Annotated in this window: 16 protein-coding genes; 12 read left to right on the top strand and 4 right to left on the bottom strand. The window is 62.1% G+C overall.

The window, feature by feature from the left end; genetic code table 11:
- Nucleotides 1–18 precede the first annotated feature (18 nt).
- The 4 genes from LQE90_RS06340 to LQE90_RS06325 all read left to right on the top strand — a co-directional run bounded on the left by LQE90_RS06340 (nucleotide 19) and on the right by LQE90_RS06325 (nucleotide 2,997).
- Nucleotides 19–633: a 4Fe-4S dicluster domain-containing protein gene (locus LQE90_RS06340; protein WP_114566194.1), complete on the top strand. Its 615-nt coding sequence runs from the start codon at nucleotides 19–21 to the stop codon at nucleotides 631–633.
- A 171-nt stretch (nucleotides 634–804) separates the two neighbouring features.
- Nucleotides 805–1,422 carry a 4Fe-4S dicluster domain-containing protein gene (locus tag LQE90_RS06335; RefSeq protein WP_216528731.1) on the top strand — a complete coding sequence of 206 codons (618 nt, stop codon included), beginning with the start codon at nucleotides 805–807 and terminating at the stop codon, nucleotides 1,420–1,422.
- Nucleotides 1,423–1,446: 24 nt separating this feature from the next.
- Complete coding sequence (gene dmsD, locus LQE90_RS06330; protein ID WP_231088228.1) at nucleotides 1,447–2,112, top strand: Tat proofreading chaperone DmsD; 666 nt, start codon at nucleotides 1,447–1,449, stop codon at nucleotides 2,110–2,112.
- A gap of 9 nt (nucleotides 2,113–2,121) precedes the next feature.
- A complete protein-coding gene (locus LQE90_RS06325) occupies nucleotides 2,122–2,997 on the top strand; it encodes a dimethyl sulfoxide reductase anchor subunit family protein (RefSeq protein ID WP_216528732.1) in 876 nt (291 codons plus the stop codon).
- Here LQE90_RS06325 and LQE90_RS06320 read toward each other — a convergent pair.
- The 4 genes from LQE90_RS06320 to dadH all read right to left on the bottom strand — a co-directional run bounded on the left by LQE90_RS06320 (nucleotide 2,994) and on the right by dadH (nucleotide 11,439).
- A complete protein-coding gene (locus tag LQE90_RS06320; protein ID WP_216528733.1) occupies nucleotides 2,994–6,479 on the bottom strand; it encodes an EAL domain-containing protein in 3,486 nt (1,161 codons plus the stop codon). The genes LQE90_RS06325 and LQE90_RS06320 overlap by 4 nt on opposite strands.
- A gap of 401 nt (nucleotides 6,480–6,880) precedes the next feature.
- Nucleotides 6,881–7,750 carry a dimethyl sulfoxide reductase anchor subunit family protein gene (locus LQE90_RS06315; RefSeq protein ID WP_114566199.1) on the bottom strand — a complete coding sequence of 290 codons (870 nt, stop codon included), beginning with the start codon at nucleotides 7,748–7,750 and terminating at the stop codon, nucleotides 6,881–6,883.
- Complete coding sequence (locus LQE90_RS06310) at nucleotides 7,750–8,382, bottom strand: 4Fe-4S dicluster domain-containing protein (RefSeq protein WP_216528734.1); 633 nt, start codon at nucleotides 8,380–8,382, stop codon at nucleotides 7,750–7,752. The genes LQE90_RS06315 and LQE90_RS06310 overlap by 1 nt, the downstream gene beginning before the upstream one ends.
- A gap of 3 nt (nucleotides 8,383–8,385) precedes the next feature.
- The gene (dadH, locus tag LQE90_RS06305) at nucleotides 8,386–11,439 is read right to left on the bottom strand and encodes a dopamine dehydroxylase (RefSeq protein WP_216528735.1); all 3,054 of its coding nucleotides are present in this window, start codon (nucleotides 11,437–11,439) and stop codon (nucleotides 8,386–8,388) included.
- Between the two features lie 376 nt (nucleotides 11,440–11,815).
- On the opposite strand from dadH, the gene LQE90_RS06300 reads away from it, so the two are divergent.
- From LQE90_RS06300 to LQE90_RS06265, 8 genes are all read left to right on the top strand, one after another.
- Nucleotides 11,816–13,279 (top strand): helix-turn-helix transcriptional regulator, encoded by a 1,464-nt coding sequence (locus LQE90_RS06300; RefSeq protein ID WP_216528736.1) that lies wholly within the window; start codon nucleotides 11,816–11,818, stop codon nucleotides 13,277–13,279.
- A 6-nt stretch (nucleotides 13,280–13,285) separates the two neighbouring features.
- A complete protein-coding gene (locus LQE90_RS06295; protein WP_114566203.1) occupies nucleotides 13,286–13,819 on the top strand; it encodes a LysR family transcriptional regulator in 534 nt (177 codons plus the stop codon).
- A 122-nt stretch (nucleotides 13,820–13,941) separates the two neighbouring features.
- Nucleotides 13,942–15,729, top strand: coding sequence for a DEAD/DEAH box helicase (locus tag LQE90_RS06290; RefSeq protein ID WP_216528737.1), 1,788 nt, complete (start codon nucleotides 13,942–13,944; stop codon nucleotides 15,727–15,729).
- A gap of 42 nt (nucleotides 15,730–15,771) precedes the next feature.
- Nucleotides 15,772–16,533: a hypothetical protein gene (locus tag LQE90_RS06285; protein ID WP_216528738.1), complete on the top strand. Its 762-nt coding sequence runs from the start codon at nucleotides 15,772–15,774 to the stop codon at nucleotides 16,531–16,533.
- Nucleotides 16,534–16,547: 14 nt separating this feature from the next.
- Nucleotides 16,548–17,258: a TorD/DmsD family molecular chaperone gene (locus tag LQE90_RS06280; protein ID WP_114566206.1), complete on the top strand. Its 711-nt coding sequence runs from the start codon at nucleotides 16,548–16,550 to the stop codon at nucleotides 17,256–17,258.
- Entirely contained in the window at nucleotides 17,258–17,899 is a 642-nt protein-coding gene (locus tag LQE90_RS06275; RefSeq protein ID WP_114566207.1) for a 4Fe-4S dicluster domain-containing protein, read from the top strand. The genes LQE90_RS06280 and LQE90_RS06275 overlap by 1 nt, the downstream gene beginning before the upstream one ends.
- Nucleotides 17,900–17,903: 4 nt before the next feature.
- Nucleotides 17,904–18,947: a 4Fe-4S binding protein gene (locus tag LQE90_RS06270; protein ID WP_216528739.1), complete on the top strand. Its 1,044-nt coding sequence runs from the start codon at nucleotides 17,904–17,906 to the stop codon at nucleotides 18,945–18,947.
- A gap of 4 nt (nucleotides 18,948–18,951) precedes the next feature.
- Entirely contained in the window at nucleotides 18,952–20,214 is a 1,263-nt protein-coding gene (locus tag LQE90_RS06265; RefSeq protein ID WP_216528740.1) for a 4Fe-4S binding protein, read from the top strand.
- Nucleotides 20,215–20,455: the final 241 nt, after the last annotated feature.

Genomic DNA, 20,455 nt, shown 5'->3' with positions numbered 1-20,455 from the left:
CAGGAAGGATGATATATCATGTCTCAAATGGCATTCTACTTTGACGGCACGCGCTGCACCGGTTGCAAAACCTGCGAGATGTCGTGCAAGGATTTCAACGATCTGGGCGTGGGCCTGACGTTCCGCAAGGTCTTCGAGGCCACGCTGGGCGAGACCACGCGCGACGCCGACGGCGCGATCACCACGACGTGCGTCAGCTACCCGGTGTCCATGTCGTGCAACCACTGCGACAGCCCGGTCTGCATGGCCAAGTGCCCGCAGGCGGCTATCTCGAAGAATTCCGAAACGGGCTTCGTCGAGGTTGACCGCGAGAAGTGCATCGGCTGCGGCACCTGCGCTCTGACGTGCCCTTACAGCGCTCCGAAGGTCGACGAAGAGGCCAAGAAGTCGGTCAAGTGCCACGGTTGCGCCGATCGCGTTGCCGCCGGCATGAAGCCGGTGTGCGTGGAGGCCTGCCCGGCTCGCGCCCTTGACTTCGGCACGGCTGAGGAGATGGCGAAGCTGGGCGAGCGCGCCAACATCGCGCCTTTGCCCGACGTATCGGAAACCACTCCGAACTTCTTCGTCAAGGCTTCTGCCGACGCGCAGCCGGTGGGCGGCGCCGAGGTGGTCAACCCGCTTGAGGTTGCGTAGGCTCTATCGCCTGAATGCGGACGGTCGACGGGCGTGCGGCTCTCTTGCCGAGGGTTCGTGAATCCGCTCGACGTTCCGTAGGACAAAGGCGGGGTACGCTAAAATAGGCGTGCCCCGCCTTTTCGGTAAGGGGCGTGCGTGCTCGGATGTTGACGAAAGGGGGATCGTTGCATGTCTCAGCGGGCATTCTTTTTTGACGCGTCGCGCTGCACCGGGTGCAAAACCTGCGAGTTTGCCTGCAAGGACGCATACGATCTTGACGTGGGCACGGCGTATCGCAAAGTGTACGAATACACCGGAGGCGAAACGGTTCGCCGGGGCGACGGTTTCGCCACGACGTGCTTCGCGTACAGCGTGTCGGTGTCGTGCTGCCATTGCGAGAACCCGGCATGCGTGCGGGTGTGCCCGACCGAAGCCATGCATAAAGAGGCCGAATCGGGCCTGGTGCTGGTGGACGTGCGTCGCTGCATTGGCTGTGGGTACTGTCACCTGTCGTGTCCGTACAACGCCCCGAAGGTCGATCGCGAAAAGGGGCATTCCGTGAAATGCCACGGTTGCCGGGATCGCATTGACGAGGGGAAGAAGCCGGTGTGCGTTGAGGCTTGCCCGGCGCGCGCTTTGGATTTCGGCCCGTTCGAAGCCATGGAGAAACTTGGGCGTCGCGCGGACATCGCCCCGCTTCCCAAGGCTTCGGCAACGGCTCCGAACCTGTTCGTGCGGCCGTGCTCGGACGCACGGCCATCGGAGTCGAAGGACGGGCGCATCGTGAATCCGCTTGAAGTGCTGTAGCAAGCAAGCCGATAGAAGACAAGCATGAGGGAGAGAGGACTGCTCATGGAGGAACACAAGGATCTGGTGCTCGAAGCCGTTGCCTTTACGGGCGAAACGCTCGCGCCGTTTTTCTTGCAGGACCCGAAAACGGGCGATGCGAAGGAGGCGTTCGCCGCGATGGCTGCGCTCGATGCCGCCGCTGCCGCTGCCGAATGGCCCTTTGCGGATGAGGAAGAGGCGCGTCGCGACCTGGGCTTGATTGCGCAAGGGCTTGCGAATGGCATCGACGATGAGGCTTTGGTCTGGGAGTATCGTCGCCTGTTCATCGGCCCCGCCGTGAAGCCGGCTCCCCCGTGGGGCTCGGTGTACACGGATCGCGAGTGCGTGGTGTTCGGCAAGAGCACGCTTGAGCTGCGCGCCTGGATGCGCGAGCAGGGTATCGAGCGCCTGGTGGACGATAAAACGCCCGAGGATCATATCGGCCTGATGCTTGCGCTTATGGCCTGGATTGCCCGCGAGAAGCCGGAAGCGCTCGACGATTTTATGCGCTTGCACCTGCTTACCTGGTCTTCTCATTTTCTCGGTCAGCTGGCCGAAGCAGCCGAGCAGCCGTTTTACGAGGGCCTTGCCCGCCTGACGAAGGCGTCGCTTGAGGGGATTCAAGACGAGCTGGGGCTCGAGGTTGTCTATCCGCGGTTCTACCGCTAGAGGACGCTTGTGATCACGGGATTCGACACCGCTTTCAGCGAGATCACGCTGGTGCTGTTCACGACGCTTGCGCCATCGGGCGTTGTCGCGTACCTCTGCATGGCCGTACCCGTGCTGGCGCGCGGAACCGATGCGGCCATGCGCCAGCGCCTCAACGTGTTTCTTGCTGCTCCGTTGGTCGTATCCATGGTGGGCTTGGTGGCTTCGGCCACGCATCTGGGAAATCCTGCGAACGCGCTCTACGTGTTTTTAGGCGTCGGGCGCAGTCCGCTTTCCACTGAGGTGTTCTGCGCGGTGCTGTTCTTGGCGCTTGCCGGTTTGTACTGGCTGTATTGCTTTGCCGAGCATCCGCGTCCCTTGTTGCAGCGTCTGTGGCTGATGGCGGCGATGTTCGCTGGCGTTGGATTTGTGATTGCGGTTGCTTTTGCGTACGCGGCCGAAACCATCGCGTCGTGGCACACGGTTTACGTTCCGCTTAACTTGATATTGAATTCCCTGGTCGGAGGCCCTGTTCTTGCGATTGCGGGCCTGTGCGCGGCGGGATATGGGGGCGTGCGCGGTCGTTGGGGCCGAGTTTTGGTTGCCGCAGCCGCAGCCGCTCTTGCGCTCAATGTGGGAGGCTTTGTTTTGCAGGGGGCCGAGCTTCCCCTTATCGGCAACTCGTTTACCACGGCGGCCGACCTGGTTCCGGGGTTCGGGGCGATGGTCGGCGTGTTCGCCGCTGCGGGCGCGCTGGCTGTAGGCTTGGACGCGTTCGCCCTGTGGGGCTGTTCGCGCTTGAGCATGCCCGGCGCGCTTGCCGCGGCGGGGTCTGCCCTGGTTGGCATTTTCGTCATGCGCTTTGCGTTCTACATGATGCACATGACCGTGGGAATGGGCATCTAGGGAAGCTGGTCGTGGCCGTGCGCTTGCTGCTGGTTGGGATCGTGCACGAAGAAGCGGCCCTTCCCCGCTTCCTTTGCCCGCCGTAGCGCCACATCGGCTTTTTCGTAGGCCTGCTCGAAGCTGGTTGCGTGATCGGGAACAAGGGAGACGCCTGCGCACACCGAAAGGCCAATGACCTGGCCGGGTTCGGCTTCCGTTTCCCAGGTTCTTTCGCACAACGCCCGCATGCGCTCGGAAGCCTCTTCCTTTGAAATGCCCTCGCAGTACGCCACGAACTCGTCTCCATCCCAGCGACAGATAAGGGATTCCTTGCAAAGGGCCGTGCGGAGGTGGCGGCTCATGTGCGAGAGCGCGGTGTCTCCGCATAGGTATCCGTAACGGTTGTTGATCGACTTGAAGTTGTCCAGATCGATGATGGCGAAGGCTCCCACGGCTTTTTTCTCAACCGTTTTTTCAATCAGGTTATGGATGCGCGTCATGCCCGTTTGGCGGTTGGGCAGGCCGGTAAGAGCGTCGTGATCAACCTGGCTTTCAAGTTTCAGTTCGCGGCGTTTGCGCTGGTCCACGTCGATTGCGTACAGGTAGACGTACACGTCGCCGGTTTCGTCGAAGCGGATCAGGTGGTAATTGAGCTCGGCCCAAAACGCGGTGTCGTCGATCAGGTCTTCGTCGGCGCTTTCCCCGTCTTCGTAAAACGGCGAGAACTCGAGCTTCGCTTGACGGTATTCCAGCTTGCGCGAGCTTATGCCTTGCGAGAAATCGTCGAGCATGCGGCTTTGGTCCAGGAACGTGCGCACTGCTTCTTTGTCGTGGTTCGTTCGGATGGCGCTTTTCAAAACGTCATCCACGTCGTACATGCTCCAGTCTTCGAAGCGCACGCCAAGTTTTTCGTTCAGGAGCGCTCGGTCCTGCTCGTTCAGGAACGCCTTGCGCGAAAGGTTGATGTACCAATGGTTCATCGCCGGAGCGCCCAGCAGCTCGAATGCGTGGCCAAGCTGCGTTACGGATCCGAGCGAGGCCATGGCGTGCATGCGCTGCTTGGTCACGTCTTCCACCGAAGCGTAGAACAGGCGGCGCTCCTCTTGATGGCTCAGGAAAAACACGCGTGCCTTCATCCACATGAGATCGCCGTTGATGCGGTAGCGGCGGGCTACGCCTTGCGCCCCGGTGACGGGGTGGCGTTCCGCCTCGTCGAAGACGCTCATCACCATGCCCAGGTCATCAGGGTGAATCTGCTTCCAGATGACAGTCTGGCGCTCCTTGAGGGCGGCCGGGTTGCATCCGGTTACATGATAGTAGGCGTTGTTCACTTGCAGCAGCTCGTAGTGGTCGTCGTACACGGCGTACACGGCCATGCCTCCAATGAGGTTGTTCAGCATGGTGCGGCTGATGCCGTTGTCTCGCATGAGGGCCTGCATATCTATGGCGGGCACTGCGGCATCGAGAATGCCGTGGCGATCGATGGCGTCTTCGTCGCTCAAAAGCGCTTCGAGATCCGTTGTGCACATGGGCTTGTGGAAATGGTAGCCCTGGGCGTATTCGCAGCCGATGTCCTGCAGAAAATCGACCTGCTGTTCCGTTTCGGCTCCTTCGGCGACAACGCGAAGGTCAACAAGCCGGGCCATGGATACGATGGCTTCCAAGATGCTTTCGCCCCGACGAGCGTTTTTTTCTTGGGAGAGGAACCCCATGTCGATTTTCAGCACGTCGACGTTGATGTCCTTGAGCATGTTGAGCGAAGAGTACCCGCTGCCGAAGTCGTCCATGAAGATGACGTATCCCAAGTTCCTCAACCGATTGACCATGTCGGTTATCTTTTCGTCTTCAGCGTACGCGCCTTCGGTTATCTCGATTCCCAGAAGCGATCTGTCAATCCCGTAGCGCCTGGTCAGGTCTTCGATGGCCTCCGGCACGTCGATGGTGTGGATGTCTACGCGCGATACGTTCACGCTGACGGGCAGCGGGTCTATGCCGCGGTTGATCCAGTCGCGCAGCTGGCGGCATACGGCTTCCCATACGTACAGGTCGAGCGACGTCACGAACCCGTTTCGTTCGAGCACCGGGACGAATTCGCCGGGCGCGACGATCCCTCGTTCGGGGTGCTTCCACCGCACGAGCGCCTCCAGCCCAACGATGCGCCCCGTGCGGGTGCTGCATTGCGGCTGCCAATAGGGAACGAACTCGCAGTTTTCCAGAGCCCGCTTGACTTCCAGCAGGATTTTCGTTTCGCTTTCCAGCGCTTCGGTCATGAACGGCCGATAGCGCGATACGCGTTTGGTGTACGATCCTTTGGCGTTGTTCATCGCCGTCATGGCGTGGTCGCAGGCGGTGATGACGGGCGTTCGCGGATAATCGATCTCGCAGATGCCCAGGGCGGGTTGGAAGCCGATGGCGTCTTCGGAGTCGAACGGGGGCATTCTCAGCCGCTTCTCAACGCTTTCCTGCGTGACCAGGCCGCGTGGAAGGATCAGGACGAAGTCGTCCCCGCCAAGATGCCCGGCGATTCCGCCCTTGGCGCCCGCGATATCCGATACGTGGTCGGCTATGGCGCGCAGCATGTCGTTGCCGGCTTCGTGTCCATGCCATTCGTTGTACAGCTTGAAGTGCTCGATGTCCACGTAGACGGCTTCGTACACGATACCAGGCGTGCTTTCCAGCAGCTCTTCGGCCTTTCTGTACAGCGTGCCCGCGTTGTACAGGCCGGTTAGCTGATCTCGCTCCCTCAAGGTGACGAGATGGGCATTCTCCAGGCTGTCTTCCCGCAGCTTCACGTTTGCGTCGATGTCGCAGACGAAGCACATGACCACGATTTCGCTGTCGGGGCCTCGCTTTACGGGAACGACGCTTTGCGAGGTCCAGGTCCAGTCGCCTGATTGCAAGCTTTTGCGGAACTCCCCTTGCAGCGTTCCGCCCGCCTTGTCCAGGCGCTCGGGCATTGTTTCGAGGTTCCAGAATTCCAAAAACCGCTGCATGTCGTCGGGGTGCACGAATCCTTCGAACGTTTTTTCCGGCGTGCCGCCGAACGAGCCTTCAGGCGGCAGCGTTTTGAATTTGCCGGGTTCGTTGCAAAGCGTTTTGTACGTTTGCTCGGTGAGGTTGATCTCGAACAGCTCGTCGTAGGAAAGGGGCTCTTTGAGTGCCGTGAACAGGTTTTCTCCTCCGGTGCTAATCGGGCGGCTGGAGAACAAGACGCAGGGGCCGTGCTTGAACCAATCCAGTTCCAGGCAGGTGGTTTCGTACCACTGCTGCAGCCGATCGCTGAACACGGCGGCTTGCGTAACGCGCTCGTTCGCGCCTGGCTGCCAGGGGCAGTCCTTGCACGGTTCCGATTGGCTTCGGAAGCTTTCGTAGCATCGCGCGCCGATGCGCCCGTTGGGAAACACCCTTCGGGCTGCTTGGTCGAGGTGCACGATACGGTATTCGTGGTCTATGACGTATACATGTCCGGTCGACGCGTTGTTGTGGAGGCGAGTGCGCGGCATGTGGTCTCCCTTTGATTCTGCTGGTTGCTCCATTGTAGAGCCTTTGCGTAATGGTCAAGGCCAGCAGCGACAAAAAACGGGCATTCTCAAGGGAGAGATCCGAATAAGCGGGAAGCGGTCGGCGTCGTTCGCTTCCTTTCGGGGCTCGTTCGTTGAAGATGCCGGCCCCTGGCTTTCCAACGCGGAGGGAGAAAGGGGGAAACGCAAGACCAGGGGCCGGCTGTTGATCTGTCGCGTTGATTCGGAAGGGAGGGAGGAGAGCCTTGTCAACGCGACGATAGATCGGCGGAAACGGGGCGTTGGGGGAGGGAGGGGCCCCGCTTCCGCCGATCTTCCCGGTGCTTGCAGCTTGATGCCGGGAAGATCGGGCGTCCGGCGCCCGAAGGCGCCGGGATGAAGCGCTAGTACAGCAGGAACACCGAGTATCCCAACTGGTAGATCAAAACCCTGAACAGGAGCGACGTTGCCACGGCTACGATGGCTGCCACGATCATGAGCGTCTTGGACGCGCCGACCTTCTTCTTGGCAACGAGGGCGCACGCAAGGGCAAGCACGGCGCATACGAGGGCCAGCCAGAACATCATCGCTCCGTCGCCGGTGGTCATGACCGCCAGCAGGCTGTCCACATGCACCGGCGCGGTGGTCATCTGCGTCGGGTCGGCGTAGTGGCCGTAGGAGGCGATGGTCGCCGTGGCGCAGGCGGCCACGTAGATCAGGTCGCCCACCAGCTGGGCGATGGCGCCGAAGAACGTCAGCTGGATGGCCGTTTTCTCGACGGCTTCGTCCTTTTTCAGAACGGAGATGAACCACAGGGCCACCGGGCCGAGCAGGCAGGCGTTGCCCAGGTAGAAGGCGATGAGCGCCATGCCCCATGCGGGACGAGCCGGCATCAGGTAGGAGTGGGCGGTTGCGAACACCATGCCGACGGCCACGACCAGCGTGACGATGGCCAGCCACTTGGGCAGAGCCTTGTCACCGCGCAGCATCGCGAACCAGATCACGATCACGATGCCCAGCGCCACGCACCCGATAAGCTCCTGGGTGATGCCGGACGTGATGTGGCCGAAGCCGTTGAAGATGCGCTCCCAATGCTCCAGGTGTAGGAAGGCGCCGATGCCGCCGATCACCAGGGATGCGAACGACGTGACGAGCGCCGGCATCTGCAGGTTGCGACCCTGGCCCTTGATGGCCAGGATGGACATGCTGGCCAGAAGGCCGCACGTCAGGCAAACGAACAGCGTGAAGATAACCAAAGGCCACTGAGTTTCCATTACTCATCACCTCCTTCCCAATGATGGTCGCGCAAGATGAACGAGAACGCCGGGTCGTTGCCCACGTTGGGCAGGTGGTAGATATCGGACTCCTCGAACGGCTCCAGGAATTCGGTCATCTTGCGCTGCTTGTCGGCCGAGTCGAACGATCCCATGTAGGAATCCAGGCCCTCTTCCGTGTCGCCCACCCAGCGAGCGTTGCCGCCGCACTGGCTGACGCACTGGGGCAGCTCGCCCTGCAGAAGCTTCTGCTCGCACAGCGTGCACTTCTCGACGACCTTTTCCTCTTCGTTGAGGTAGCGAACGCCGTACGGGCAGGCCATGACGCAGAACTGGCAGCCGATGCACTTTTCCTTATCGATCTGGATGGAGCCGTCCTCGGCCACATGCGAGGCTTCGGTCGGGCACACCTTCACGCACTCGGGGTTCTGGCAGTGCTGGCAGCCGATGGGCAGGAAGTACATGTACACATCGGGGAACTGGCCCGATCCGCCCGGGATGGGGTTCGGCCCCACGCGGACGACTTTGTTCCAGTAGTTGCCGATGGGCACGTTGTTCACGGCCTTGCATGCAACCGAGCAGGCCAGGCAGCCCACGCAACGGTTGAGGTCGGTGATGATAGCCTTCGTCATGTCTTACTCCCTCCCTTCGTAGACGGGCAGCCATTCCTTCAGACGGGGGTCGTCGGAGGTATGGATGATGGGCGTGCCGTTGCTGTCGCACGGCACCGGGTTGTTGAACGGCGAGTTCTCAGGCGTTGCCTTGTAGATCTTCACCTGGTAGGCGCGCAGGTTGGACGTACCGGAGTGCGGGTCCTGGGCGTCGTGGTCGATCAGCTGGTTGACCTGCGAGAACTGGAATCCGTGGCCAGCGTCTTGCACCTCGGGGTACCACCAGGTGTGCTCGAGGTTGATAACGTCCTCGTCCACACCGTAGTACAGGTCGGCCACTTCGCGTATCTTGCCCCACTCGGTTTCGATCCACACCCAGTCGCCCTGCTCGATGCCGTATTCCGCAGCCGTCTTGGGATTGATCTCCACGCGGGGGACCGGCCACAGCTCGCGGCACCAGGGAAGCTGGCGATGCTCGGAGTGGAAGTACACCGGAATGCGGCGACCGGTGGTAGCGGTCAGCGGGTACTCCTTGATGCGGTCGCCGTCCTTCGGGCCATGGGGCGGCTCGACCCAGCTGGGCAGCCACCAGTCCTTGCGATCGGGATGGTGGGATTCCATGACGGTGGACCAGATCTCCTGCTTCATCGTGGGGGTGAACCAGCCGGGCTTCCAGTCGCCGATGCCCTTGCCGGCCGTGTAGTCCAGGCGGGCCCACACGCGGTCGCGTGCGCGCATCGCGCCGGTCTGGTAGCGGCGGTACGTGCCCCAGTTGCGCGGCTCGATGTCCTTGGCCTGCCACCAGCCGTGCTCCTGGAAGGCCGCCACGTACTCGTCCCATGTCTTGTACTTGGGCTTGACTTCCGCCATCGGAACGCCGTGGCGCTCGTAGGTGGGAACGCCGTTTTCAACATGCCACGTGGTGTAGGTCAGCTCGTCGTCGGTCAGGAGCTTGATGGAGTCGTCGAGCTGCCACTGGATGTCGGGCCACTCGTTGCCCGGCTCGTCGGTCCACTTCCACTTCATGCGGCGCGCCAGATCCATGACGATCTCGGGGTCGTACTTGGCTTCCGCGGGCGGCTGCACGCACTTGACGGTAGCGCCCATGGCGCCGGCGGAACCCTGGCTTGCGCGGGGCGAGTTGAGCTCGATCCAGTGCGCAACCGGCAAGATGATGTCGGCGGTGTCGTTTTGCGGCGTATGCCACAGGTTGAGGTCCACGAAGAAGTCCAAGGACAGCAGAGCTTCCCAAGCGGTGGTGCTGTTGGATTGGCTCATGAAGTTGCCGGACTCGTTCCACAGTGCGCGCACCGGGTACGGATCGCCCGTGAGCACGGCGGTCCACAGCGAGTGGCTGTCGCACCAGTACTGCCACCAGCTGATCAGCGGGAACTTCTCGATGCCGATCTGCTTCTGGTTGACTTCCGCCGGCGGGGTGGATGCGCCCGGAGCCCAGGCGCTGAAGCCCTGCAGGTCGCCGTCGATGGGGACGATTGTCGGGCCGCGGTTGCCGCCCGGGGTGTCCATGTTGCCGGTGATGCCCACCAGGTTGTCGAAGGCGCGGCAGTTCTGGATGGCGTTGCAACCGTGCTCTACGGCCAGCATGTACTGGATGCCGCCGTTGCCGTAGCCGGTGGACGGGTCGAGGCGCGTGCCGTACGCCGTAGCGGCGGCTTCGATCTCGGAAGCGGAGATGCCGGTGATTTCCGCGGCAACCTCGGGCTTGAACTCGGCGGCGCGAGCCTTGTAGTGCTCCCAAACCGGCTTGACCTTGTGCTTCTTGCCGTCTTTGAGCTCGATTTCGAACTCGCCCTCAAGAGCGGGGTCGATGGCGGGATCGAACGGCATGGGGTCGGGCAGCCAGCCCTGGGTCTGGCCGGGCAGCAGGTTGTCCTGCGCGGCCTCGCGGCCCTGGCGCGCCTTCTCGGAGTCGTAGTTCTCGCCTTCCCAGAAGCCGCCCGTCTCGTCGATGACGCCTTCCTGGTCGGCGTTGAACCAGGTGAAGGGGCCGTACTCGTGCTTGACGCCCTCGGCGGCAAGCTTCTCCCAGTTGTTGTCGTACACGAGGAACTTGTAGGGGCTGCCGCCCTCTTTGACGTCGCTTTCCTTGAGCAGGTGCGTCTTCACGTCCCAGTACGAACCGTCGGTGCGGACGGTGGGGAAGCCGGACGGCTCGATGTCCTCGCATACGAGGAACGGCGCGTTCGTCCACTTCTTGACGTACAGATCGTCGTAGAGCTTCTTCTCGATGATGACGTTGGTCCAGGCCAGCGCCAGTGCGCCGTCGGTGCCGGGACGCAGGTGCTGCCAATAGTCGGCTTCCTTGCCCATGTTGGCCATGCGGGGGTCGCAGCTGATGTGGATATCGGCGCGCGACGCGACGTCGACCGTGGTGCGGCAGGAGTCGTCGTAGTTGGACAGCTCCGAAGCGCCGCCCCACTGTACGTATACCTTCGGGCGGGTGATGGTTTCCATCCAGGACATGGCGAACTGCGACACCATGGTGGTGGCGAAGTGGCGCGGGCCCTTGCAGATCTGCCACGCCTCGATGTTGTTCGGCGTTTCCAGCATGTTCTTCAGAATGGACTCCGAGTGCATGCACCAGATGCGCGAGGTGCCTACCTGGCAGGCGATCGACTCTCCGCCGTACTTGCCCTTGATTTCCATGAAGTTGCTGATGATGGTTTCCATCGCCTCGTCCCATGTGATGCGCTGCCAGCCGGGCTCTTCGCCCTTGGGGTTGGTGCGCTTCATGGGGTAGTGCAGACGGTCGGGGTGGTACGCGGCCTGGATGGACGACTGCGATTTCGTGCAGCAGTTGCCCATCGACTGATACGCGCCCTCGTCGCCCTCGATGCGGATGGCGCGGCCGTTCTGGACGATGACCTTAACGCCGCATTCCATCTTGCCGCAGCCGCGGCAGCACGTCTTCACGGCGACGGTGTCGTTGCCGGAAACTTCTCTGTACGTCTGGTCTGCCAACGCCGTACGCGTCGACGCGCCGAACGCGGCGACGGTTGCGCCCGTGATGGCTGCGGTCTTGACGAACGTGCGTCGAGACATGGTCAGTGTATCCATACTCCTCCTCCTTCTCCTTGCTTCTCGTCTTCTCCTCGTCTGCGGATGAGAGGGAAGGGGGCTGCCGTGGACCGTGGCCCGACGGTGCAGAGTCCCTCGTTTCCGCGGTCATGACCTTACGGATGCGAGGGGGTTGCGAGCATCGCTTAAAGCTTGCGAGGGCGGGACCAGCGCATCATAAATTCTTATGATTTTGCAATCATGAAAAAGAACAGGTGCATTTGACCTGGTATTTTACTGCTTGGTCTTTAAAATATCTCGAAACTAGGATAAATGCGCCCACGAACGCGCTCGCCGCTTTTTCGTATAATCGAACGCGCCGGCAGAGGGGCTGGCGCAAGAGGCGTTTCTCATTGGCTCGAGGGGTGGGGGGAGCATGGAACAGCTTCGTACTGCATGGGATTCCACGTTGGGAAAGCATCTTTCCCTGAAACGCGTAGCGGGCCTGGCCTTGCTGTGGCTTTGGATGATCATGATGTTCTACAGCATTGTGCCGTACGGGTTTTCGTCGGACGTGCGTGGTTCCTTGTACGCGAGTTTGCTTGTATCGCTGGTGACCATGGTGGTCACCATGCTGTTCGTGGTCGTGATCGTGCGGCGCGAGCGGATATGTCAGAACCGGTCCGTTGTGGCGGGGTCGGCCGTGATGATGTGCTTGGGCAGCGCGCTCACGCCGTTCTCCGATCCGAACACGCCGACGGGCATGCTTGTTCTGGGCATCAGCGCCATCATGACCGGCACGGGGTCCGCCGTTTTGTTCCTGTGCTGGATTGAGCATCTGTCCAGCTTGGGCGGACGTCTTGCCCTGGTAGAACTTGCCATGTCGCTGTGCATGGCGTTCATTGCGGGCTTCATTCTTATTACCACTCCGCCGCTTCCCGCCATCGTGGCCGTGGCGGCGGTTCCCATTGGATCGGCGTGGCTGCTTCGATCGTGTTCGCAAAGCGACGTCCAGCTTGTTAAGGAAACCGAAGAGCCTTTGTCTCGGAATACGATTGCGCTGTTCGTGAAGTCGCTTGCGGGGGCGGCCCTTATCGGTGCGCTGGCGGGTTTTTTCGACGTGGTCTCGGGGTGCAAAACCTATGAAGTGCAGGATATTTTCGGAGCGTACCTGTTTCTTGCCGGGTTCATCGGCGCACTGGCGGTGTGCCTGATCGCGGTGTTTCTGCACCGCGACAGCATCTTTTTCTCGTACCGGCTTTCCATGCTCATGCTGTGCCTGGGCTGCTTGTCCACGCCGTTTCTGGCGGACAACAACACGTATTCGAGCGCGCTCATATTCGGCGGATACCATTGCTACGTCATGGTGCTGTGCGTGGTATGCATCGACGTGGCAACCAGTTTCAAGATTGGGGCCGCACGAGCGATCGGGCTGGGATTCGTTGCCCTGTACGGCGGCGAAACCATGGGATCCTTGCTCGCTCATTCCCTGGAGGCTACCGGCATCCCCCTGTTCGATCTTACCGTGGTGACGTTGGTGGCCGTGTCGATCCTGTTCATTGCGCATCTGTTCCTGTTCACGGAAACCGACCTGATCAAAATAGGCATTGGCGAGGTCAGCATGGTCGCGCCTGTTTCGGAGGACGCCGAGGAAAGCCGGGAAAGCCAGGTTGATCCTTGCGACGTTATCGCCGATCGCTTCGGGCTTTCGCCGCGCGAAACCGACGTCTTGCCGCTTTTGCTGGAAGGGCGAACCATATCGCGCATTCAGGAGACGCTGTTCATATCGGCGGGAACGGTCAGCACGCACATCAGGCACATCTATCAGAAGACCGGCGTGAACAACCGCCAAGAGCTGATCGATTTGGCGCACGGCTCGCTTGAGGACGGGGCGGTTTAGCGCGCGATGGAAACGACTTACCTTCACGAATACGTATGCGTTGCGCGGCTGGGCAGTTTCACGGCTGCTGCGGGCGAGCTGCACCTTACCCAGTCGACGTTGAGCAAGCACATCGCCGTGCTCGAGCGCGAGTATGGGGTTGATTTGTTCGTGCGCGAACGCAGCGGCGTACGGTTGACCGAGGCGGGAAGGGTTCTGTACGCCCAGGCCGTGAAGCTAGAACGCGTGCTTGCGCAAACCCGAGCGCTTTTGCAGGCCGTGCCTTCGGGAGTCGTTTCCAATATGGGCGTGGTTTGGGACGTTCGACGCAACACCGAGCTGCGTTGCAAGTGCCGTCGAGCGGCCGAGAAGTTCGGCTTGACCGATCGGGAAGCGGGGGCGCTCGTTCTTTACCTGGAGGAACGCGGGTTCGACGGCATCCAGGAGGAGCTGGGCATCGGGCGCGACGACGTGGCCGAGGTTCTGGGCGGCGCGTACCGGAAGCTCGGCGCGGAGGGCAAGCAGGAAGCCCTTGATCTTATCCATTCCATTTCGGAATGATCGTAGACCCGACCGAAGCGGTTGGGCATACTGGGACGGTAGCTGAGCACTTGATACGAAGCTGGGGGGCTTCAAGGCAGAGGGCTTCATCTTTGGAACTGCAAGAAGATGGAGGCCTGACAATGAGTGCTGATACTGTTGCATCAGTCGAAGACGTGATGCGATTTCTTTTGGATTTGGACGACGGCGCCTGCGCGCGCATCGAGCGTCCTTCATCCGTCGATCTTACCGATGCGCTTTTGGCGAAAGCGAACCAGCGGGCTGCCGCCGGCGCGCGCGTGCTCGTCGTGTGCGCAGATACCGTGGCCGAGCGCCGCTACCTTGATCGCTTGCCCGCGTACCCGGCTTTGGACGCCGCCGCCGTTTCCACGATGGAACGCGTTGCGCTTCGCGTGGCGGCGTTAGACGGGGTGCGCGCGGCAACGAATCGCGATCCGCGCATTTTGGACGCCAACGAACTTGACGTGCTCATGGAGGACATGAAGGTGAGCGGCCTCAAGCCTCGTCGCCTGCGCGAAATGCTCAAGTTCTTCTACAAAGGCTTGAGCGAGTACGCCAACGAGCAGGACGATTGGCTGATCAACTACGAAGAGCAGCATTTGTTCGCCATGCTGTCTGAGAACATGGAAGTGCGTCGCGCCATGTTGCCGTTCGAGGCGTCGGCCTTGGCGTACCGCGGCATGGTGGAGGCGGGCGTCGAGCGCGAAAGCCTGATGGTGCTCGTGGACGACTACGGCACGCTGAGCAAAGCGTCCCAGCGGCTGATCGAGCACCTTGCCACCGATGGGATGGTGGTTGCCGGAACGACCGCGCCCGTATGCAACGCCGACGAAGCGTATCCGCATGGGGAGGGGTTCCGAACGTTCGCCGAACGCCGCGATGCCGTATGCGTGCGCGTGGGCGAAGCCGCCCAGCCGGTGCGCACGTGCGCGGTGCTGGACAGTCCGGTGGACGAATTCGCGTTCGTGGCCGATGCCGTTGCGCAGCGTTTGGAAGAGGGCATGGACCCGAGCGACGTGCTGGTGGCCGTTCCCAACAAAACGTGGGCGTCCCAGATTGCATCGGCGCTCGAGCGGCGCGGCGTGGCCGTCTGCGTGGACGCAGGACCTGCGAAGATCAAAGGGGACCCTCGCACGCCGGGCGCGTTTTCTCACATGAAGCTTGCCGCCTTCCTGCGCTTGCACGCCAATCCGAACGACCTGCCGGCATTGCGGTCATGGCTGGGATTCGGCGACTGGCTGCTTCGTTCCGATGCGTTTTTGGAGCTTATGGCGTATGCGCGTAACCACGATATGACGGTGCCGCAGGCTATTGCGGATTTGCGTCGCGTGCCCGATGCCGAGCGCGCTTCCGAGGTGTTCGGGAAGCTGGATGCTCCGTTGGACGAGCTTGCCGCCCTGCAGGATGCTTGTCGATCCGGTTTGACGCGTGACCAGGCTATCGCGCTGTTCGAAAGCGCTGGCATGTTGCTTACGCCTGCGCAGCAGGCGCTGTTGGGCGACGACCCCAACCATGCTGACATTGACGGACTTGCCGCGAGCGCGTTCGGCGGCCCGGTGAGATCGGGCGACGGGGCCGGCGTGGTGGTTGCGCCGTACCGACGCTGCCATGGGCGCTTCTCGCGCGCGACGTTCGTGACCGGCTTGGTGGGCGGGTTCCTTCCGGCGCTTGACGCGGTGGACGACAAATTCACCATCGACCATCGCCGTGCTGCCCTGGAGCGCGAGCGCGCGCTGTTCGAGGACGTTGCCGCTACGGCTCAGGACCAGACTGTATGCACATGGTTCAAGCGCGACCTCTTGGAGAACACCGCGTCGCTGAACATGCAAACCGGGCGCGTGTTCGTGAAGGACGACGTGCGCTACGCGACGCTGGTTCCCTCCGAGTTCGTTTCCGGCCTGGCATCTTAGCAGGACGACTTCTTCGCACCATTCAATTGAAAGGAACATGATATGAGCGATATGGACGTGTTCGTCATCGACGACGATTTCGATCCCCTAGCCGATCTCGAGCTGGTGGAGGAGGGCGAGGGCCAGGAAACCGACTACATGCCCCCCATCCCCGATGCCGACAAAAGCGTGATGCCCGAGGTGGTTCCCTTGACGCCCCAGGAGCGCATCGAGAAGCTGCTGGCGGGCATTCCGGGGCAGCAGTTCCGCCTGCTGCGCGCGGTGGAGCTGTGCGCCGAGCCGAAGACGCTCGACGAGGTGGTGGAAGTGCTCGACGTCGAGCATCCGCAGCGCGCGAGCGTGTACGACGCCGCGCAGGTGGTGCGGCTGCTGGAGCGCGACGGCGCGCTGGAGCGGCTTGGGGACGAGGCGTCGACCGATGAGCCGCCGGTTGAGCAGGATCCGGAGGCGGACTACCTGGTGGTGACGCCTGCTCCCTTGGCTCGCTTCGTTGCGACGGAGGCGGGGCTGCAGGCGGTTGCCGACCATGTGGGAGAGCGCGTGGTTGTGGACATGTTGAACGAGGAGCCGCAGTACCTGCCGCTGTACCGCACCATTCTTGAGATGTGTTCGGTCGAGGGCGGTGGTAGCACCAAGGAGCTGAACGCGGTCGTCGACGTGAACCCGCTGTGCGAGGAGCCGCGCCGTTTCTGCACGTACTTTTTGGGCAAGCTCGAAACCGCTGGCGCTTTGGTCTGGCGCGATGCCTGGGTGGTTACCGACTTGGGCGCGCGCGTGTTCGCATCCGATATCTTCGCAAACTAGAACGGGGGAGCATCATGTCTCAGGATCAGGAAATCAGTTTCGTCGACGTTCTGCGCGGCCGCATGGCAACGTACCAGTTTCTCTCGCGTTTGTTTCGCGTTGAGGTCGACCAGGAGCTCTACGATACGCTGCTGGCGATGCGCTTTCCGGCAAATACCGGAAACGACCTGGTAGACGAGGGGTACCGTCTGATATGCGGATACTTGAGCCGCGCCGACGGCCCGGTTCTCACCGAGCTGGCCGTCGACTACGTGCATGCGTTCATCGGGTCGGGCAACGACGGGTTCTCCGCTGCGTATCCGTTCGAGTCGGTGTACACCAGCCCGAAGCGCCTCATGATGCAGGATGCGCGCGACGAGGTGCTGGTGCTGTACCATGCCGCCGGCCTGGACAAGCAGGAAAGCTGGAAAGAGGGCGAGGACCACATTGCGCTGGAGCTGGAATTCGAGCAGATTCTTATAGAGCGCGCCGTTGCGGCATGCGAGGCCGACGACGAGGACGCGTGCTTCAAGCTGCTTTTGTCGCAGCGCAACTTCCTGGAAGATCACCTGCTGGCGTGGTACCCCATGATGGCGAAGGACATGGAGAAATTCCCCAAGACCGACTTCTATCGCGGGTTGGGCAAGCTGACGCTGGGCTTCTTGCAGAACGACCTGGAGTTCCTTGACGCTGTTCTGGCCGAGAGGGAGGAAGCGGTCGCTGCTGTCGAGGGCGAGGTTGCGTAATGGCCGCTCATGACGAAGAGGTTGAATCCGGCGCCGGTCCTGCAGTGTCGCGCCGCACGTTCGCTTTGGGAGCGGTGGGGGCATGCGCTGTCATCGGCTTGGGCGGAGTGAAGTACCTTCCCAGCAAGACGCTGCTGCGCCCTCCGGGGGGCCAGGACGAGGAGCAGCTTGTTCGAGGCTGCTTGCATTGCGAGCGGTGCCGCGAGATATGCCCGAAGCATGCCATAGCCCCTGCTCATCTGGAGGACGGCATCTTGAACGCCCGTACGCCGCGCATGGATTTCAAAGCGGGTTGGTGCGACTTCTGCGAAAACGAGCCGGGCGGTCCGAAGTGCGTGGCCGTGTGCCCCACCCATGCGCTTTCGAGCCCCGACCCGTCGAAGGCCATCATCGGCAAAGCGGTGCTCGTGCGCGATTGGTGCTTGGCACAGCGCGGAATGGGGTGCCACGAATGCGTGGACGTGTGCCAGTACGAGGCGATCGAGCTGGGCTACGACGGCGTTCCCGTGGTGGATATGGACGCCTGCAACGGATGCGGCGCGTGCGAGCTGGCGTGCATTTCGTTGAGCGCGGGCTCCATCGGCGTGGGCGCGACCGATCGCGCCATCGTCATCAAGCCGGTCGATGAAGTGGAGGCGTAGGGCTATGAAGAAGTTCAACACGTACCGGCTTCGCTTCCTGATCATGTTGGCCGTGGTCGCCGTTGTTGCCGTGGGGTATTTCACGGCGGGCAGCATCGGCAACCTGTGCGGCATCGGGTTCGAGTCCATTACGCTTTTGTGCCCGCTGGGCGCGCTTTTGGCTATGATCGCGGAGCGGACGGCCATCCCGATGGCCGTTGTGAGCGTGGCGGCCGTGCTTGTGGTCTGCGTTGTTCTGGGAAAGGTGTTCTGCTCGTGGGTGTGCCCGGTCCACTTCATGTCCGGCTTGCGCCGAAAGAAGGGCAAGAAGGCTTCCGGCAGGCGCGCGGCCGAAGGTGCGGCCCACCTGGACGCAGAGGCGTCGGATGCCGGAGAGGCGAGGGCCTCTGCCGAGCCCGCCCCCTTGACGGCGTCCGAGCGCAAGGCTTTGGGCGGATGCGCAACCTGCGCGTCTCCGTGCGGCAAGAGCAAGGGCATCAAGATCGATAGCCGTCACGGCATTCTGGCGGCCGCGCTGGGGTCGACGCTGATCTTCGGGTTCCCCGTGTTCTGCCTGATCTGCCCCATCGGCCTGACGTTTGCGACGGTGCTGCTGGTCATGCGCCTGTTCGCGTTTGGCGACGTCACGTGGACGGTGCTCGCGTTTCCCGCCATCATCCTCATCGAGATACTGCTGCTGCCGAAATGGTGCCAGCGCTTCTGCCCCCTAGGAGCGCTGCTTTCCCTGTTCAGCGGGTTGAATCGAACGTTTCGGCCCCAGGTGAACGCGGAAACGTGTCTGCGCGAGTCGCAGGGGAAGGCGTGCAACCTGTGCAAGAAAGCATGCCCCGAGGGCATTAACCTGCACGACGTTGCGGCGGGGGAGACGACGCTCAACGATTGCAGCAAGTGTCGGGCGTGCGCCGACGTTTGCCCCGAGCATGCCATCACGTTTCCCCTATTTTCGAAGAAGGCGGCGAAGGCGTCGATGATCGCTGGGGAAGCCGAGCCTGTTCAGGCGGATGGGCCTGCTGACAAGGCGGCCTCGTCCGAGGCGGAAGGGAGGTAGCGCCATGTCCTTGATCGACGGTTTGCTGGCGATGCTGGGCGCTATCGAAAGCGATGCGCTGGCCGTGCACGAAGAGCGGTGCATTTCGGTGCGCAACAGAAACGCGTCGTGCCTGCGGTGCGTGGAGGCTTGCACGTCGGGCGCGATAGCGTATCGCGACAACCAACTGAAGGTGGAACCCGATCGGTGCATAGGCTGCGGGACGTGCGCTACTGCGTGCCCGACCTGCGCCATCGAGATTCGCAACCCCACCGATGACGAATTGACCTCCTTGATCAAAGGGTCGATCGTGGCTACGAAGGGGCATCCGGTCATCGCGTGCGAAACCGCGCTGGCCGCTTTCGAGGCTCAAGTTGCGGCGGCTGCGCAGAAGACGCGCAAGCCGTTCGGCGCGCGCGGTCACGAAGAGCCGGCGTACGACGCGGCGTGCGTGGTGGCGTTGCCGTGCTTGGGCCGCGTGGATGAGTCGGCGCTGGTGGGGATAGCTGCTTACAAGGCGCTCGACGCCACGCTCGTGTGCGGTGATTGCGCGTCGTGCGCGCATGCGCCCGGCGGCGCGCTGGTTCGCCAGGTGGTTGATAGCGCGTGCAACATGCTGGAGGCGTTTGGGTCGAACATGCCTGTTGACCTGGTTGATCAGGTGCCGGAGCGCGTGTGCTGCGTCCAGGGGGGCGTGTCTCGCGATACGGGAGGCGTGTCGCGGCGCGATTTCCTGCGCACGGCGAAGGACGGGTCGGCACGAGCGGCGGGCGCAGCCGTGCAGCAGGAGGTTGCTGCGGTTTTGGGGGAGGATGCGAAACCGGTGCCCGTTGCCTACCGAAAGGTGAACAAGGACGGCACGCTGTCTCATTTCGTTCCCACAAGGCGCTTGCGCCTGTACAACTACCTGAAGCACATCGGCGAACCGGTGGCCGACCAGGTGGAGACGCGCGTGATCGGGGCCGTTTCGATCGACGAGGAGGCGTGCAGCGCATGCCGCATGTGCGCCGTGTTCTGCCCGACCGGGGCCATCGTGAAGATGGACGAAGGCGACGCGTTCGGCATCATCCATCGTCCGAGCGCCTGCATGCAGTGCCGCCTGTGCGAGCGTATCTGCCCCGAGCAGGCCATCAAGGTGAGCGGCCTTGTTCCCATCAGGCAGTTCATGGGCAAAGAGGCCGTGTGCTACGCGATGAAGCGTCCTTCGTGGACGCCGAACCGACCCGCGTCGATGTACGATAAGGTGCACTTCATGATCGGCGAGGATTTGGAGATGTGCATGTTCTAAGAGGTTCCGGCGGTCTGGCGGCCGTCGGAACTGCTCGACGCTGCGGGACGTTGGGATACCCAATCTTGTCCCTTTTTCGCTTACCCTCACGTGCAAAAGCACGCTCGGCCGCGAAACGGCGCAACCTTGGGCGTCCCAACGGCCCTCGCTGACTTACTGGGCCAACCTGTTTTGCTGGTCCGATGGCTGATGGAACCCCCTCGCTGACTTGCTGCGCCTACCTGGTTCTGGTGTCTGCTCG

The sequence above is a fragment of the Paraeggerthella hominis genome (assembly GCF_021044775.1).
GTDB classification, from domain to species: domain Bacteria; phylum Actinomycetota; class Coriobacteriia; order Coriobacteriales; family Eggerthellaceae; genus Paraeggerthella; species Paraeggerthella hominis.
The sequence above is the reverse complement of the archived record's forward strand: the minus strand, read 5'-3'. Positions and strand labels throughout refer to the sequence as shown.

Excerpts from the sequence above, each read along its gene's own strand:
- LQE90_RS06340 (WP_114566194.1), top strand. The coding sequence starts at position 19 with ATGTCTCAAATGGCATTCTACTTTGACGGCACGCGCTGCACCGGTTGC.
- LQE90_RS06335 (WP_216528731.1), top strand. The coding sequence starts at position 805 with ATGTCTCAGCGGGCATTCTTTTTTGACGCGTCGCGCTGCACCGGGTGC.
- dmsD (WP_231088228.1), top strand. The coding sequence starts at position 1,447 with ATGAGGGAGAGAGGACTGCTCATGGAGGAACACAAGGATCTGGTGCTC.
- LQE90_RS06320 (WP_216528733.1), bottom strand. The coding sequence starts at position 6,479 with ATGCCGCGCACTCGCCTCCACAACAACGCGTCGACCGGACATGTATAC.
- LQE90_RS06315 (WP_114566199.1), bottom strand. The coding sequence starts at position 7,750 with ATGGAAACTCAGTGGCCTTTGGTTATCTTCACGCTGTTCGTTTGCCTG.
- LQE90_RS06310 (WP_216528734.1), bottom strand. The coding sequence starts at position 8,382 with ATGACGAAGGCTATCATCACCGACCTCAACCGTTGCGTGGGCTGCCTG.
- dadH (WP_216528735.1), bottom strand. The coding sequence starts at position 11,439 with ATGGATACACTGACCATGTCTCGACGCACGTTCGTCAAGACCGCAGCC.
- LQE90_RS06300 (WP_216528736.1), top strand. The coding sequence starts at position 11,816 with ATGGAACAGCTTCGTACTGCATGGGATTCCACGTTGGGAAAGCATCTT.
- LQE90_RS06295 (WP_114566203.1), top strand. The coding sequence starts at position 13,286 with ATGGAAACGACTTACCTTCACGAATACGTATGCGTTGCGCGGCTGGGC.
- LQE90_RS06290 (WP_216528737.1), top strand. The coding sequence starts at position 13,942 with ATGAGTGCTGATACTGTTGCATCAGTCGAAGACGTGATGCGATTTCTT.
- LQE90_RS06285 (WP_216528738.1), top strand. The coding sequence starts at position 15,772 with ATGAGCGATATGGACGTGTTCGTCATCGACGACGATTTCGATCCCCTA.
- LQE90_RS06280 (WP_114566206.1), top strand. The coding sequence starts at position 16,548 with ATGTCTCAGGATCAGGAAATCAGTTTCGTCGACGTTCTGCGCGGCCGC.
- LQE90_RS06275 (WP_114566207.1), top strand. The coding sequence starts at position 17,258 with ATGGCCGCTCATGACGAAGAGGTTGAATCCGGCGCCGGTCCTGCAGTG.
- LQE90_RS06270 (WP_216528739.1), top strand. The coding sequence starts at position 17,904 with ATGAAGAAGTTCAACACGTACCGGCTTCGCTTCCTGATCATGTTGGCC.
- LQE90_RS06265 (WP_216528740.1), top strand. The coding sequence starts at position 18,952 with ATGTCCTTGATCGACGGTTTGCTGGCGATGCTGGGCGCTATCGAAAGC.